Origin of the sequence: Thioalkalivibrio sp. ALJ4 (genome assembly GCF_000377225.1) — a bacterium.
In the GTDB taxonomy this organism is placed as follows: Bacteria; Pseudomonadota; Gammaproteobacteria; order Ectothiorhodospirales; family Ectothiorhodospiraceae; genus Thioalkalivibrio.
The window spans coordinates 245,496-260,072 of the sequence record NZ_KB897920.1 but is presented as its reverse complement, the minus strand read 5'-3'; the positions used below and the strand labels follow the sequence as shown (position 1 = coordinate 260,072).

General features: G+C 66.1%; 13 protein-coding genes and 2 pseudogenes. 11 read left to right on the top strand and 4 right to left on the bottom strand.

The window, feature by feature from the left end:
- The first annotated feature begins 96 nt into the window (after positions 1–96).
- Positions 97–645, top strand: a complete 549-nt coding sequence (locus tag C936_RS0112715; protein ID WP_012983098.1) for a copper chaperone PCu(A)C — start codon at positions 97–99, stop codon at positions 643–645.
- A gap of 23 nt (positions 646–668) precedes the next feature.
- On the opposite strand, the gene C936_RS0112710 is transcribed toward C936_RS0112715, so the two are convergent.
- Positions 669–1,538 (bottom strand): peptidylprolyl isomerase, encoded by an 870-nt coding sequence (locus tag C936_RS0112710; protein ID WP_012983097.1) that lies wholly within the window; start codon positions 1,536–1,538, stop codon positions 669–671.
- Positions 1,539–1,540: 2 nt separating this feature from the next.
- Positions 1,541–1,837: a YciI family protein gene (locus tag C936_RS0112705; protein WP_018174102.1), complete on the bottom strand. Its 297-nt coding sequence runs from the start codon at positions 1,835–1,837 to the stop codon at positions 1,541–1,543.
- 111 nt (positions 1,838–1,948) lie between these two features.
- Between C936_RS0112705 and C936_RS0112700 the strand changes: the two genes are divergently transcribed.
- Genes C936_RS0112700 through scpB form a run of 5 tightly spaced genes read left to right on the top strand, consistent with a single transcriptional unit; the run spans position 1,949 to position 6,793 of the window.
- Positions 1,949–2,563 (top strand): L-threonylcarbamoyladenylate synthase, encoded by a 615-nt coding sequence (locus C936_RS0112700; RefSeq protein ID WP_018174101.1) that lies wholly within the window; start codon positions 1,949–1,951, stop codon positions 2,561–2,563.
- 30 nt (positions 2,564–2,593) lie between these two features.
- On the top strand, positions 2,594–3,955 hold the full coding sequence (locus C936_RS0112695) for a DUF945 family protein (protein ID WP_018649341.1): 1,362 nt from the start codon (positions 2,594–2,596) through the stop codon (positions 3,953–3,955).
- A gap of 44 nt (positions 3,956–3,999) precedes the next feature.
- Positions 4,000–5,220 (top strand): tryptophan--tRNA ligase, encoded by a 1,221-nt coding sequence (locus tag C936_RS0112690; RefSeq protein WP_018174099.1) that lies wholly within the window; start codon positions 4,000–4,002, stop codon positions 5,218–5,220.
- A gap of 32 nt (positions 5,221–5,252) precedes the next feature.
- Entirely contained in the window at positions 5,253–6,110 is an 858-nt protein-coding gene (locus tag C936_RS0112685) for a ScpA family protein (protein ID WP_018137766.1), read from the top strand.
- On the top strand, positions 6,107–6,793 hold the full coding sequence (gene scpB / locus C936_RS0112680) for an SMC-Scp complex subunit ScpB (protein WP_018174098.1): 687 nt from the start codon (positions 6,107–6,109) through the stop codon (positions 6,791–6,793). The genes C936_RS0112685 and scpB overlap by 4 nt, the downstream gene beginning before the upstream one ends.
- A 414-nt stretch (positions 6,794–7,207) precedes the next feature.
- Here the strand turns inward: scpB and C936_RS0112675 are convergent.
- Positions 7,208–8,098: pseudogene (locus C936_RS0112675) on the bottom strand (IS3 family transposase); the annotation flags it as partial.
- 58 nt (positions 8,099–8,156) lie between these two features.
- Here C936_RS0112675 and C936_RS14805 point away from each other — a divergent pair.
- A pseudogene (locus tag C936_RS14805) lies at positions 8,157–9,283 on the top strand (IS30 family transposase).
- Between the two features lie 857 nt (positions 9,284–10,140).
- Here the strand turns inward: C936_RS14805 and C936_RS0112660 are convergent.
- Complete coding sequence (locus tag C936_RS0112660; RefSeq protein ID WP_018138889.1) at positions 10,141–10,953, bottom strand: inositol monophosphatase family protein; 813 nt, start codon at positions 10,951–10,953, stop codon at positions 10,141–10,143.
- Positions 10,954–11,102: 149 nt separating this feature from the next.
- Here C936_RS0112660 and C936_RS0112655 point away from each other — a divergent pair, with 149 nt between their 5' ends.
- Genes C936_RS0112655 through C936_RS0112640 form a run of 4 tightly spaced genes read left to right on the top strand, consistent with a single transcriptional unit; the run spans position 11,103 to position 14,534 of the window.
- Entirely contained in the window at positions 11,103–11,846 is a 744-nt protein-coding gene (locus tag C936_RS0112655; RefSeq protein ID WP_018174408.1) for an RNA methyltransferase, read from the top strand.
- A 57-nt stretch (positions 11,847–11,903) separates the two neighbouring features.
- Positions 11,904–12,731 (top strand): serine O-acetyltransferase, encoded by an 828-nt coding sequence (cysE, locus tag C936_RS0112650; protein ID WP_018174409.1) that lies wholly within the window; start codon positions 11,904–11,906, stop codon positions 12,729–12,731.
- Positions 12,732–12,788: 57 nt separating this feature from the next.
- Positions 12,789–13,283 carry an Rrf2 family transcriptional regulator gene (locus tag C936_RS0112645; protein ID WP_018138886.1) on the top strand — a complete coding sequence of 165 codons (495 nt, stop codon included), beginning with the start codon at positions 12,789–12,791 and terminating at the stop codon, positions 13,281–13,283.
- Positions 13,284–13,310: 27 nt separating this feature from the next.
- The gene (locus tag C936_RS0112640; RefSeq protein WP_018138885.1) at positions 13,311–14,534 is read left to right on the top strand and encodes an IscS subfamily cysteine desulfurase; all 1,224 of its coding nucleotides are present in this window, start codon (positions 13,311–13,313) and stop codon (positions 14,532–14,534) included.
- Positions 14,535–14,577 lie beyond the last annotated feature (43 nt).

Below are 14,577 nucleotides of genomic sequence, written 5' to 3'. Positions count from 1 at the left end.
GCGTTATTCTAAGCGAATTGTCTGTGTGCGCGACCCCGCCTCCTCGATGATCCTCGCTGGGTTAGTATGCGGCCAGCCACAAATCTGGAGAGCGCGATGATGAAACTCGGCGTATTACGAAATCTCGGGGCCGTCGCCCTGGTCCTTGGCCTCGGTGTGGGCGGTGGTACCACGATGGCCGAGGAGGCCCCGGAGGCGTGCGAATGCCTGGAAGGGCTGGAGATGGAAGGCACGCCATGGGTGCGCCTGGTACCGGGGGATACCACCGCCGGCTACCTGGAGCTGCGCAATACCGGCGGGTCCGATCGCCGCATCGTGGCCGCCGAGTCGCCGATCGCCGAGACTACCGAATTGCACGAGCACACCCACGAGGATGGCGTGATGCGCATGCGCGAGGTCGAACACCTGGATCTGCCCGCGGGCGAGGCCCTGGTGCTGGAGCCGGGCGGCCTGCACCTGATGTTCATCGGTCTGCACGAGCCGCTGACGGCCGGTGACTGGGTCGCCGTACGTGTGACCTTCGAGGACGGCGAGACCATGGATCTGCACATGCAGGTCCGCCGCGGCGAGGCCGAGGAGGGTGCCGGGCACGATCACATGGAACACGATGACGCGGGTCACGGGCACGGCGGTCACGGGCACTGACGCGCCCGCCCGAACGGGCCGAATCAGTTCTCCGGCCGGTTCGGGATCTCGATCGTCGCCTCGGCGCGCAGGGCCTCCAGCTTTTCCTGAATGGCGCGGCTTTCCAGGATCTCGATGATCTCGGCGCGCACCTCGTCCAGCGGCGGGACTTCCACCTCGCGGGTGTCGTCCAGACGGATCAGGTGCCAGCCAAACTGGGACTGCACGGGCGCGTCGGTGGTCTCGCCGGGTTCCAGGGCCTCGGTGGCGGCGGCGAATTCCGGCACCATGCCATCGGGCGTGAACCAGCCCAGGTCCCCGCCCCGGGCGGCGGATCCCGGGTCGATGGAGTGCTCCTCGGCCAGCTCCGCAAAATCGGCCCCGTCGTCCAGTTGTGCCAGCAGCTCGCGCGCGCTGTCTTCGTCCTCGACCAGGATGTGACGCGCGCGGTACTCCGTGCCGCGCAGGTATTCGACCTGGCGCTCGTATTCCGCTTCCACGTCCTCTTCGCTGATCTCGAGCTCCTCGGCGATGCGCTCCATCAGCATCGAAGCCAGCAGATTGGTCTCGACCATCTTCAGGATGCGCTGGATCTCGGGGTCGTCGCCCAGCCCGCGCTTCAACGCCTCCTGGCGTAGCAGCTCCAGGCTGATGACCTCGTCCAGCACGCCTTCGCCCTGCGTGGCCAACCCCGGATCCTCGTCCATGCCGGCATAGGTGAACAGGTCGGCGCGGGTGATCGCGCGATCGTTAACGATGGCGACCGTGTCCTCGTCATCGGTATCGGTGATGACCGTGTCGAGCTCGCTAGCCTCTTCGTCGGGCAGCGGCAGACCCTCGTCGCCATTCCCGCAGGCGGCCAGAAGGCCCGCGAGGGCGAGAGTGGCAACGAGCGCGGCGGGACGGGTACGCATGATCAAAACACCTGCTTGAAAGGACGAACGTCCACCGAGGTATAGACCCCCGCGGCGACATAGGGGTCGGCGTTGGCCCAGTCGTGGGCGGCCTCCAGCGACGGAAACTCGGCCACGATCAGGCTGCCGGTGAACCCGGCGGGGCCCGGGTCGTTGCTGTCAATCGCCGGCAGCGGACCGGCCAGGACCAGGCGACCGGCGTCGTGCAGCGCCTGCAGGCGGGCGACGTGTTCCGGCCGCGCGGCGAGGCGGGCATCCAGCGAGTCGGGCGCGTCCTGGCCCTGGATCATGTAGAGCATTGATCGGCGTCTCCGTGGGTTGGGACGTAAATTCTAACGCAGCCAGACCGCCTTATAAGCGGCGCCCACCATGCGCTACACTGCGCGCCTTGTCATCAGTGGCCCGACTCCATGATCGCGATACACCCCGAAAACCCGCAGCCCCGGTTGGTCCGGCAGGTCCTGGATCGGCTGCACGAGGGCGCCGTGATCGCGATCCCGACCGATGCCTGCTATGCCCTGGCCTGTTTGCCGGGCGACAAGGCCGGCGCCGACCGTATCCGCCGCATTCGCCAGGTCGACGAGACCCATCACCTCACGCTGCTGTGCCGGGATCTCTCGGAGCTTGGCGTCTATGCCAAGGTCGACAACACGGCCTTTCGCCTGATGAAAGGCCTGACGCCCGGGCCCTATACCTTCATCCTGCCGGCCACGCGCGAGGTGCCGCGCCGCCTGCAGCACCCCAAGCGGCGCACCATTGGCCTGCGCGTTCCGGACAGCCGCATCGTCTCGGCGCTGCTGGAGGAACTGGGATCGCCGCTGATGACCGCGACGCTGCAACTGCCGGGCGAGGATCTGCCGCTGAGCGAGCCCTGGGTGATCGACGAGCGGCTGTCAAAGGTCGTGGACGAAGTCGTCGATGGCGGGGCCGGCACCCTGGAGCCGACGAGCGTGATCGACCTGACCGGTGACGTACCGGAGATCATCCGTCACGGTGTCGGCGACGTGGCGTTTCTTGAGGAATAGCAGGGGCATGGAGGCCCGGGGAGATGCGTGATGCGTAAATGGATCGTGCTGCTACTGGTGTTGCTGATCGTGGTCGCCGCCTGGCCGGTGTTTGTCGGTGGGCAGGTCGAGCGCAACGTGACCGAGTCCCAGCAGGCACGCATCGGCGAGGTGGATCTGCGCCACGAGATGGTCGAATACCGGCGCAGCTATCGCACCGCGACCGCTCGCAGCGAGCTGACGCTCGACGACGGCGAGACCGAACTGGTCATTCCGCTGGAACATCGGGTACGCCACGGCGTGCTCGGCGCCCGCGGCGAATCGAACGTGGACCTGGGTGCCCTCGAGGCCCCGGAGGGCTCGCTCGCGGCCCATTTGCTGCACGAGCTCGATCTGGTCGTGCAGACGCACGCCGGCATGGGGGGTCGTCTGACCACGCGCGTGCAGTTCGAGCCCCTGACGCTGGACCTGATGGAGGTGCCGGATGTGGCCGACCGTGTTGATGGCGAAGGGCCGTTGTGGCTCGAGCTGGATGCGGGCCAGGGGCGCTTTGCCTGGTCGGCGGAGCAGCTGCTGCTGAGCCTGGACCTGCCCGCACTGCGTCTGCATGACGACGAGGCGGACCTGCGAGTGGAGCAGGGCCGTTTTGCGACCGTGTTCGAACCAGACGAGGATGGTATCTACGGCCGCCTGCCCGATTACGAGGGCGGCCTGGCGGCCGCGCAGCTGCGCTTTCGCGACGAGCAGGGCGAGATGGAGCTGACCCGGCCGCGGGTGAATGCCTTCCAGAAGACCAATAACGATCGCCTGGACAGCCGTCTGCGCCTGGAGATCGACGAGGTCCGTCTGCGCGAGGCGGACGCCGACGTGCTGGAACTCGAGACTGTCGATCTCCAGTTTGCGATGCTGCGCTGGGATCGCCCGGCACTGCTGCAGATGATCCAGGACCTGGAGGTGTTGCAGGAGCGTGACCTCGAACGCGGGCAGCGTCTGGCGCTCGGCGGGTCGGTGATCACCGATGCGATCGAACGCATGATCGAGCATCGGCCGGCGGTCGAGCTGAAGGCCTCGTTCAACAAATCCCCCGCGCATCAGGTGGCCCTGGAGACCGAACTGGGCCTGCGCGGTGATGCGCGCGGCTTCCGCACCCGGCCACTGGAGACCCTGGTACTGGACAGCGAGCTGCGGCTCGGGCTGGAATGGGTCCGCGAGTTCGACGCGGCCTATCCCGACGCGGAGCTGGACGAGCGTCTCCATGCCCTGGCGGCGCAGGGCTGGCTGCAGCGCGACGCCGATGCCGAGCTCTGGCGCGGGCACCTGAATATGGAAGACGGTCGGGTGTACGTGAACGAACGCGATCGTACGGCGGCCCTGTTGGGCATGCTGTTTGCCTTGTCGGGCGGTATGTTCTGAATCGTGCCCAACGAACCCCACGAATAACGGAGAAGGAACCACTCGTGACCAGCAACCAGGGAACGAACCAGCGCGTGATCTCGGGCATGCGCCCGACCGGGCACCTGCATCTGGGCCATTATCACGGCGTCCTGAAAAACTGGATCGAGCTGCAGCACAATTACGAGTGCTTCTTCTTCGTCGCCGACTGGCACGCGCTGACCACGCACTACGAAGACCCGGGTGATCTGCAACAGCATGTCACCGAGATGGTGATCGACTGGCTGGCGGCCGGGGTGAGTCCCGGCTCCGCCACGCTGTTCGTGCAGTCGCGCGTGCCGGAGCATGCGGAGCTGCACCTGCTGCTGTCGATGATTACCCCGCTCGGCTGGCTGGAGCGCGTGCCCACGTACAAGGACCAGCAGGAACAGCTGCGCGAGAAGGATCTGGCGACCTACGGCTTTCTGGGGTACCCCGTGCTGCAGAGCGCGGATGTGCTCGCCTACCGCGCCGGCATGGTCCCGGTTGGCGAGGATCAGGTATCGCATCTGGAAGTCACGCGCGAGATCGCGCGCCGCTTCAACCATCTCTATGGCCGCGAGCCGGGGTTTGCGGAGAAGGCCGAGGCCGCGGTCGACAAGATGGGCAAAAAGGCCGCCAAGCGTTACCGCGACCTGCGCAAGCGTTTCCAGGAGCACGGCGAGGACGAGGCGCTGGAAGTGGCCCGGGCCATGCTCGAGTCGCAGCAGAACATCTCGCTGGGGGATCGTGAACGCCTGTTCGGCTACCTTGAAGGTGGTGGCAAGATCATCCTGCCGGAGCCCCAGGCCAAGCTCACGCCCACTGCGAAGATGCCGGGGCTGGACGGGCGCAAGATGTCCAAGAGCTATGGCAACACCATCAGCCTGCGCACCGAGCCGGCCGAGGTGGAAAAACTGATCCGCACCATGCCGACCGACCCGGCGCGCGTGCGCCGTACTGATCCCGGCACGCCGGAGAAGTGTCCGGTCTGGGACCTGCACCTGGTCTATACCGACGAGGCCAGCCGTGCCGAGCTGCACGAGGGCTGCACCTCGGCCGGGATCGGCTGCATCGACTGCAAGCGCCCGCTGATCGAAGAGGTGCAGGCGGAACTGGAGCCGATCCAGCAGCGCGCCAAGGAGTATGCCGAGGACCCGGCCCTGGTGCGCTCGATCATCGTCGAGGGCTCCGAGGCCGCGCGCGAAGAGGCGCGCGAGACCCTGGAAGAGGTACGCCGCGTGATGGGCCTGGATTACCTGCGATGACCCCATTCGGGAAGCTCCCACCGAGATGAGCCATGGACCCGCGCGATGAGCTGACGGACCTGGAGAACTCCGCGACGGTCGAGACCGGAGCGGAAGGCGAGTTTGTCTATCGCGTGCATGGCGAGCCGGTGGCCGAGCTGCCGGCCGATCTGTATATCCCCCCGGATGCACTGGAGGTCTTCCTCGAATCGTTCGAAGGTCCGCTGGACTTGTTGCTGTACCTGATCCGCCGGCAGAACCTCGACATCCTCGCCATCCCGATCGCCGAGATCACCCGTCAGTACATGGCGTATATCGAGGTCATGCGCGCGCTGCGCCTGGAGCTGGCCGGCGAGTATCTGGTGATGGCGGCGCTGCTTGCCGAGATCAAGTCGCGCATGCTGCTCCCGCGCCCGGTGCAGGCTGACGCGGACGAGGACACGGATCCGCGCATGGCGCTGATCCGGCAGCTGCAGGAATACGAACAGTTCAAGACCGCGGCCGAACGGCTGGACGAGATCCCGCGCATGGACCGCGACGTGTACGCCGCCGCTGCCAGCGTCGAGGCACTGGAGGGGCCGCCACCCCCGGCCCCCACGATGGACGAGTTGATGGAGGCCCTGGCCGCCGTGATGCATCGGGCCAGCCTCTCCGCACACCATCACATCTCCACCGAGCAGTTGTCGGTGCGCGAGCGCATGAGCAGTATCCTCGAGGTCCTGCACCCGGAGCGCTTTACCGACTTCGTCACGCTCCTGCTCGCCTCTGAAGGGCGCCAGGGCGTGGTGGTTTCGTTTCTCGCCGTGCTGGAGCTGACCAAGTCCGGCCTGGTGGAGTGGGGCCAGAGCGAACCCTACAGCCCGATTCGCCTGCGCCGTCGGGGTGGCCGGCCGGACCCGGAGGATGCATGAACGACGTCACCAGCCCTGAGGCCCCGCAAGCCGCTACCGAGATCGACACCGACACGCTCGGTGCCATCGAACTCGCGATCGAGGCGGTCCTCTTTGCCGCCGCCGAGCCGGTCGCGCCGCGCGACCTGAAGGCCGCCTGCGAGGATCTGGGCGAGATCGATCAGCCGACACTGGACCAGGCGATTGGCCGGCTGCAGGAGCGCTATGCGGATCGCGCCATCGAACTGGTGCGTACGGCTGGCGGGTACCGCTTCCGCGTGCGGGCCCGCTTCTCGGCCACGGTGCAGGCGGCGCAGCCCGAACGCCCCGCGCGGCTGTCCCGCGCGCTGCTGGAGACGCTCGCGATCATTGCCTATCGCCAGCCGGTGACGCGCGCCGAGATCGAGGCGGTACGCGGCGTGGCGGTTAGTTCCGGGATCATGCGTACCTTGCAGGAGCGCGAATGGGTGCGCGTGGTGGGGCACAAGGAGGTGCCCGGTCGGCCTGCGCTGTATGCGACGACGCGGACGTTCCTCGACGACCTGGGCCTGAAGCGGCTGGAGGAGCTGCCGCCGCTGGATGCGATCCGCGACTTGGCGGACGTCGCCTCCGACGCGGGCTTCACCCTGGCACCGCCCGAGGACGACGCCAATGGCCAGCTCCGCCTCGAGCCCGCCCCCGACTCCGACGACGACCCTCGCTAGCCGTCGGCGCTTCAGGGCTGGCCCTTGATCGTCGTTGGGTGTTTGAAGTGCCTTCGTCCGGCCGCCTGCCTTGTTGAGGCTGGCTTTGGTTCGTCATCCGGTGTTTACGTGCCTTCGGTACGCCGCCTGCCGTGCGCTCACTCGCGAGCGCGCCGCGAGGTACTTTCTTGCTTGCCCAAGAAAGTACCCAAAGAAGGGCACCCGGATTCCGCCCGGGGACCTTGCTCCAGGGCCCTCGGGCCGGCGGCGCTGAAACTCGCTACGCCTTCGGCTTCGCTCAGACAGTCAGCGCCCCCGTTTCTATTTTGAATCGTCCGTCCCGAGAACCCTTCCGCAAGGGGCTTCATACGGGGGGAGGAAGGTCAAAACAGAAGGTCTCCCCGCGCTTGTATTCAGCTCCAACTGTGGTGGTGGTCAAGTGATTTCGGACACCGCGTTAGGTGGATTGGCTGCCGTTGGTTGATCGTAGACGCTGGGAGGCAGGTAGCCCAGCGTCGAGTGGATGCGAACGGTGTTGTAGAACCGAGCGATGTAGTCCGCGATATCCCGCCGCGCCTCGCCGTGGTTCGCGTAGCGGCGCTGCCAGACGCGTTCCGTCTTGAGGCTCAGGAAGAAGCACTCGACGACGGCATTGTCCCAGCAGTTACCCCGGCGACTCATGCTCGCCTGGATCTGGTGCCGGGTCAGCAGCCGCCGCCAGGCGGCGCTGGTGTATTGGCAGACCTGGTCGGAGTGCAGCAGCAGTCGCGGCTCCGGTTGGCGCTGCTCCAGCGCCATGCGCAGGGCCTCGCAGGTCTGGCTCGCCGGCATCTGCCGATCGAGGGCCCAACCGATGACCTTGCGCGAGTACAGGTCGAGGATGACCGCCAGGTAGCTCCAGCCGGTGGTGGTTGGGATATAGGTGATGTCGGACGCCCACGCCTGGTTCGGTCCGGCCGGGGTGAACTCGCGGTTGAGATGGTTTTCGGCGAGAGGAGCCCTGTCGTCGCGTTGCGTGGTGGTCACGAAGCGCCGCCGCCAGACGGGCCGCAGGCCGCGCTCGCGCATCAGCGTCCGCACCCGGTAACGGCCCACGGCGGTGCCATCCGCCTGTAAGGCCTTTGCCAGACGCCGGCTGCCGTAGGTTCGCCCGGAAGCAGCAAACACGCGCTCGAGGTGAGCGCCAGCGGCGCAGGGCACGCTTGGACGTTCGGCCCGCGCCCGCGCCGCGTAATAGCCGGCCCGGCTCACTCCCAGCAGCCGACAAAGACGATGGACAGGGCCTTCTCCGCTCAACCGCGTGATGCAGCGATGCATCACTTCAGTTCCCGGGCGAAGAAGGCGGAGGTGCGTTCAATTGATCGATGCAACACCTTCGGTCCCAATGCTGCGTTTGGGGGTGGTGCATTATGGAGAACAATGGCAAGCCGGCGAGTCGCTCAGTGACATTGGCCGAGCGCTGGGCAAGCAGGCCGGCTCGATTCATGGCGTCGTCGCCGCGCATGGTGGAATTGCCCCGGCCGAACGTCGCAGGTCCCGTCTGGCGTTGACGCCCTCCGAGCGCGAGGAGATCTCCCGCAGCCTTGCTGGCGGGGCATCGATCCGTCAGATTGCCGCGACCCTCCAACACGCCCCTTCCACGATCAGCCGCGGCCACGGCGCCCGCCGTACATATCGCGCCACTGTGGCCGATAGTCGGGCGTGGGATCGGGCGCGGCGCCCGAAGCCCTGTCGGCGCGCAACGCATGTTCCACTGCAAGAAATAGTGGCAGAGAAGCTCGAATTGGACTGGTCGCCCGAGCAAATCGCAGGATGGCTACGGGTTCAGTATCCAGGTACGTCCAGCATGCACGTGTCCCACGAGACGATTTACCGCAGCCTCTTCATTCAGGGTCGCGGCGTACTCAAGAAAGAATTGCTGAAGCGCCTGCGTTCGCGCCGGATGATGCGCCGCTCCCGCCTTGCGAGCACGGAAGGACAGCCGCGAGGTCAGGTTATTGATGCAATCTCGATCCGAGAGCGTCCGGCGGAAGTGGAAGATCGTGTGATACCGGGCCACTGGGAGGGGGCCTGATCTCCGGGGCGAAGAGCAGCCACATCGCCACGCTCGTCGAGCACCACTCCCGCTTTACGAGGCTGGTGAAGGTCCAAGGCAAGGATGTGGCGAGTGTCGCGAGCGCGCTCAGCCTCAAGGTCCGCAGACTCCCGCGCGAGATATGGCGAACCCTGACCTGGGATCGCGGCAGCGAGATGACCAGCCATAAGGCCTTCACCGCCGACACGGATGTGAAGGTCTACTTCTGTGACCCGCAGAGTCCCTGGCAGCGCGGCACCAACGAGAATACCAACCGCCTGCTGCGCCAGTAATTCCCAAAGGGGACGGAACTGGACGGCTTCTCACAGACCGACCTGGATGAAACCGCCCTCCGCATGAATCGGCGACCACGGAAAACCTTGGGCTTTATCTCCCTGGCGGATAAACTCATGGCTACTGTTGCGTCGACCGGTTGAACTCACCGACGCTTTTTTAGCAGCTCCTTGTCCTCCTTCAATCGCCGGTTCTCCTCCTCGAGCTGGCGGATCCGTTGCTGTTCTGCCGTCAGCGGCCGACCCTCGCCCGGTTGCCCCGTGCGCTCCGCCTAGAGCTGATCGACCCAGCGGCGAACGGCCGTCTCGCCTAGATCCTGATCTCGGCATACGACCGAGACCTCCAGACGTCATCTACCACCATCCGGGCCACGCGTTCCTTGTATTCGCTTGAAAAACTTCGGCGCTTGCGTGCCATGGTTGTTCTCCTCGTTCAGGGGGTATCGTCCCACCTAACGAGGTGTCCACGAAAATTCGACCAGCTCAAACGCCGTAGGGTGCTGTTGAGCGCTGCGAAACGCACCGGCCCGACGTCGGGGCAACCCTGATGCGATTCGCTGCGCTCATCAGCATCCTACGATGGGGTCTGGCGCCCGCTGGCGGGCGCGGCACGCCAGGCCCGAAGGCCGCGCGTGCCAAAGATGTCCGAAGACCTAGCCTCCATCCATAAGCACAATCGCCGGGACAGCTGTTGTCTTGACCTTCACCCCCGTTGTCGTCGCGCCGCCCGCGAAAAGCCTCGGAGCGAGGGAAACCCCGGCCCGCGCAGCGGGCCGGGGTCGCGGCAGTCGGGCGTGTTTCGTGGGTACTTCTTTGCACGAGCAAAGAAGCCAGTTGTTGATCAATAACGGGCGCGGCGCGCTGGCGAGACAGCGCTTGGCATGCGGCCGGTCGAAGGCACCGTAAACTCCAGAGGATGAACCAAGCCCAGTATTAACGGCGCGAAAGGTGGCGGGGGCGCCTACCGGGGCGTTAGCCCGGCAGGGCGCGAAGGGGAGGGCTCAGTCGTTCGCTTGGGCGGCGCGTTCTTTTTCGGCCTGGTGCAGGCGCTGCAGCATGGCCTTGAGCACCTTCGGGTTGCCGGCGACGACATCGCCGCGGCGAAGCACGTCCGGGTTGCCGGCCCAGTCGCTGACAACGCCACCCGCCTCCTGCACCAGCAGCAGGCCTGCCGCGATGTCCCAGGCCTGCAGGCCCATCTCCCAGAAGCCATCGAAGCGTCCGCAAGCGACCCAGGCCAGATCCAGCGCGGCAGAGCCCGGGCGGCGTACACCGGCGGTGCCGGGCACCAGGTGGCGCAGGCTGCTCAGGTAGCGCTCCAGATCCTGGCCTTCGCGGAAGGGGATGCCGGTGCCCAGCAGGGCGCCGTTGAGGTCCTTGCGGTCGGACACGCGGATCCGGCGGCTGTTGAGAAACGCCCCGGCACCCCGCGTCGCGGTGAACAGCTCTTCCTTCAGCGGGTCGTAGACCACCGCCTGCTCCAGCCGCCCCTTGTGCTTGAGTGCGATGGAGATGCCGTACTGGGGGATCTGGCGCAGGTAGTTGGTGGTGCCGTCCAGCGGGTCGATGATCCAGACGTATTCGCCGTCGGCTCCGTCCTGCTGCCCGCCTTCTTCCGCCATGATGGTGTGGTCGGGATAGGCGCGGCGCAACGTCTGCACAATGGCCTGCTCGGCGGAGAGGTCGACATCCGACACCCAGTCGTTGCGGGCCTTCTCGCGCGTGTTCATGCGATCCGGTCGTCCCCAGGCGCGGGTGGTGATGCGTCCGGCTTCGCGAGCCGCCGATACCGCCGTGTTCAGCATGGGGTGCATGGGGTGTCTCCTGGTGTTCTGAGGGGTGTCCAGCGGGCGCGCGCACGCGCCGCGGAAAGGCCGCGAACAATACACAAGCGGCTCTTTTTTGGGAAGTCGCAGGCACCGGTGTGTACAATCCGACGCCTTGAACGAAGGGGGTTCCGCATATGGAGCAACGCCTGGGCCGGGTGCGGGTCGTGCTGGTCGGTACGACGCATCCGGGCAACATCGGCTCCGCCGCGCGTGCAATGAAGGCCATGGGGGTTACCGATCTGGTGCTGGTGGCGCCGGAGCGGTTCCCGCATGCCGATGCCACGGCGCTGGCCTCCGGGGCCGATGACCTGCTGGCGCGGGCACGGGTGGTGGACGACCTGGCGGCTGCGGTCGCGGACTGTGTGTGGGTGATCGGGACCAGCGCCCGGCTGCGCACGCACTCTGTGCCCGTGCTGGGCCCGGATATTGCGGCCGAACAGGTGCTGACGCATGCGTCCGAGGGGCCGGTCGCGCTGGTGTTCGGGCGCGAGCACAGCGGGCTGACCAATACCGAGCTGGATCACTGCAACGCCTTTGTCCAGATCCCGACCGTCCCGGATTTCAGCTCCCTGAATCTTGCCGGCAGCGTGCAGGTGATGACCTATGCGCTGCGCATGGCCGTCCTGGCCGGGGAGTCGGTTGGGGCCGCGGCTGCGGCCGAGCCCGAGGATGCGCGCGACCCGCTGGCGACCCAGGCGGAGATGGAGGGCCTGTTCAGTCATTTCGAGCAGGCGCTGACGACCATCGAGGTGCTGGATCCCGAGAACCCGCGCCATTTGATGCGGCGCCTGCGCCACCTCTACATGCGCGCGGGGCTCAGTGCCAGCGAGGTGCGCATGCTGCGCGGCATATTGACGCACACGGAGCGTGGCCGCTGAGACGGGTCGCGCGCGGAAGTGATACCTTAGTAAATGACTCAGGAATGAGGCCCGGCCATGTTTGACAGGATGCGCGAGGACATTCGCTGCGTGTTCGCACGCGACCCCGCCGCCCGCAACGCCTTCGAGGTGGTGACGGCGTATCCCGGTCTGCATGCGCTCTGGTATCACCGGCTGGCGCACTGGCTGTGGAACCATCGCATGCGCTGGCTGGGGCGGGTGATTGCCAACTTCAGTCGCTGGGTGACCGGGATCGAGATCCACCCGGGCGCGAAGATCGGGCGGCGCTTCTTTATCGACCACGGTATGGGTGTGGTGATCGGCGAAACCGCCGAGGTCGGCGATGACTGCACGATCTACCACCAGGTGACCCTCGGCGGTACCAGTTGGGAGGGCGGCAAACGCCACCCGACGCTGGGCGACGAGGTGGTCATCGGTGCGGGGGCCAAACTGCTGGGCCCGATCCACGTGGGTGACCGCGCGCGCATCGGTTCGAATGCAGTGGTGCTGAAGGATGTCCCGGCGGATGCGACGGCGGTCGGGATCCCGGCGCGGGTCATCGGTCCGCGGCCGGAGCCGGACCCGCGGTTTCAGCAGATGGCCGACCGCCTGGGTTTCGATGCCTACGGTGTTGCGCGCGATATGCCCGACCCGGTGGCCAACGCGATTCATCGGATCGTGCACCGAGTGCATGAGCTGGACGAGCGCATGGACAAGGCCTGCCAGGCCCTGAAGCGTGCGGGGATCGACCCCGGCGAGGTGGTGGGCGATGCGGATTCGAGGCCGATCGAGCCCTGCGATCTGGAGGGGCTGGAGCCGGACGAATGCGAAGTGCCTCGGCCTGCGGAAAGCCAACAAGAACGTAAACAGCAGGGGAATACTTGATCGTTTTGGTCGGTTATTCTAAGCTGCACGTCAAATGAGCAGGAAGCAGACACAGCCATGAAACTGACGACCAAAGGGCGCTACGCCGTCACTGCCATGCTGGACGTGGCGATGCACACCGAGAACGGCCCGGTATCACTGGCCGAGGTGGCGCGACGCCAGAAACTGTCATTGTCCTATCTGGAGCAGCTTTTTTCCAGGCTGCGCCGGCAGGGGCTGGTGAACAGCAGTCGCGGCCCGGGCGGTGGTTATGCGCTGAGTCGGGAGCCCGAGGGTATCTCGGTGGCCGATATCATCGTCGCGGTCGACGAGCCCGTGGATGTCACGCGCTGTGGCGGCAAGGCCAACTGCAATTCCGAATCGCGCTGTCTGACGCACGATCTGTGGACGGATCTCAGCCAGCAGCTCTACGACTTTCTCAGCAACCGGACGCTGGCGGATGTGCTGGAACGGCATCGGGCACAGAAGGAGCAGGATGGCGTGAAGGAAGTGGTCGTGCATGGCAACGCCCTGAAGGGCGATGCAACCAAATCGAGCAATGCGACCGCCTGAGGCGGCTGCGTAAGGAGTGAACGCGTAATGAGTGACCTGAAACTGCCCATCTACCTGGACTACTCCGCGACCACGCCGGTCGACGAGCGTGTGGCCGAGAAGATGACCGGCTGCCTGACCAAGGACGGCCTGTTCGGCAACCCGGCATCGCGCAGCCACAGCTTCGGCTGGGGTGCGGAAAAAGCCGTGGAGAATGCCCGTGAGCAGGTTGCTGCGCTGGTTGGCGCCGACCCGAAGGAGATCATCTGGACCTCCGGCGCCACCGAGTCCGACAACCTGGCGATCAAGGGTGCCGCGAATTTCTACCAGCGCAAGGGCAAGCACATCATCACGGTCAAGACCGAGCACAAGGCCGTGCTGGACACCGCGCGCCAGCTGGAACGCGAGGGCTTCGAGGTCACCTATCTGGGCGTGAAGGAGAACGGCCTGGTGGACCTGCAGGAACTCAAGGATGCGATCCGGGACGACACGATCGTCGTCTCCGTGATGCACGTGAACAACGAGATCGGCGTGATCCAGGACATCGAGGCGATTGGCAATCTGTGCCGCGAGCACGGGATCGTCTTCCACGTGGACGCGGCCCAGTCCGCCGGCAAGGTCGCGGTCGATCTGTCCAAACTCCCGGTAGACCTGATGAGCTTCTCCGCGCACAAGGCCTACGGGCCGAAGGGCATCGGTGCCCTGTATGTGCGCCGCAAGCCGCGGGTGCGCATCGAGGCGCAGATGCACGGTGGTGGGCACGAACGCGGTATGCGCTCTGGCACTCTGGCGACTCACCAGATCGTCGGCATGGGCGAGGCCTTCCGAATTGCCGGCGCGGAAATGGGTACCGAACTCGAGCGCATCCGCATGCTGCGCGACCGCCTGTGGGCGGGCCTCGACGGCATGGAAGAGGTCTACCTGAACGGCGACGCCGAACAGCGGGTCGCGCACAACCTGAATGTCTCTTTCAACTTCGTCGAGGGCGAGAGCCTGATCATGGCGCTGCGCGACATCGCCGTGTCCTCCGGATCGGCGTGTACCTCGGCGAGCCTGGAGCCGTCCTACGTGCTGCGAGCACTGGGTCGCGACGACGAGCTGGCGCACAGCTCGATCCGCTTCTCCATCGGTCGCTACACGACCGTCGAGGAGGTCGACCATACGGTCGAGATCGTGCGCGCCGCAGTCGCCAAGCTGCGCGAGCTCTCCCCACTGTGGGAGATGTATCAGGACGGCATCGATCTGAGCACCGTCGAGTGGGCGGCCCACTAGGCCACCGGCTCGGCACCACGAACGCAACGCGTACTACGCAATA

What these genes read in the sequence shown, in the direction of transcription:
- scpB (WP_018174098.1), top strand. Translation starts at nt 6,107, where the DNA reads ATGAACGACGTCACCAGCCCTGAGGCCCCGCAAGCCGCTACCGAGATC.
- C936_RS0112705 (WP_018174102.1), bottom strand. Translation starts at nt 1,837, where the DNA reads ATGCTCTACATGATCCAGGGCCAGGACGCGCCCGACTCGCTGGATGCC.
- C936_RS0112715 (WP_012983098.1), top strand. Translation starts at nt 97, where the DNA reads ATGATGAAACTCGGCGTATTACGAAATCTCGGGGCCGTCGCCCTGGTC.
- C936_RS0112660 (WP_018138889.1), bottom strand. Translation starts at nt 10,953, where the DNA reads ATGCACCCCATGCTGAACACGGCGGTATCGGCGGCTCGCGAAGCCGGA.
- cysE (WP_018174409.1), top strand. Translation starts at nt 11,904, where the DNA reads ATGTTTGACAGGATGCGCGAGGACATTCGCTGCGTGTTCGCACGCGAC.
- C936_RS0112655 (WP_018174408.1), top strand. Translation starts at nt 11,103, where the DNA reads ATGGAGCAACGCCTGGGCCGGGTGCGGGTCGTGCTGGTCGGTACGACG.
- C936_RS0112640 (WP_018138885.1), top strand. Translation starts at nt 13,311, where the DNA reads ATGAGTGACCTGAAACTGCCCATCTACCTGGACTACTCCGCGACCACG.
- C936_RS0112700 (WP_018174101.1), top strand. Translation starts at nt 1,949, where the DNA reads ATGATCGCGATACACCCCGAAAACCCGCAGCCCCGGTTGGTCCGGCAG.
- C936_RS0112695 (WP_018649341.1), top strand. Translation starts at nt 2,594, where the DNA reads ATGCGTAAATGGATCGTGCTGCTACTGGTGTTGCTGATCGTGGTCGCC.
- C936_RS0112685 (WP_018137766.1), top strand. Translation starts at nt 5,253, where the DNA reads ATGGACCCGCGCGATGAGCTGACGGACCTGGAGAACTCCGCGACGGTC.
- C936_RS0112645 (WP_018138886.1), top strand. Translation starts at nt 12,789, where the DNA reads ATGAAACTGACGACCAAAGGGCGCTACGCCGTCACTGCCATGCTGGAC.
- C936_RS0112710 (WP_012983097.1), bottom strand. Translation starts at nt 1,538, where the DNA reads ATGCGTACCCGTCCCGCCGCGCTCGTTGCCACTCTCGCCCTCGCGGGC.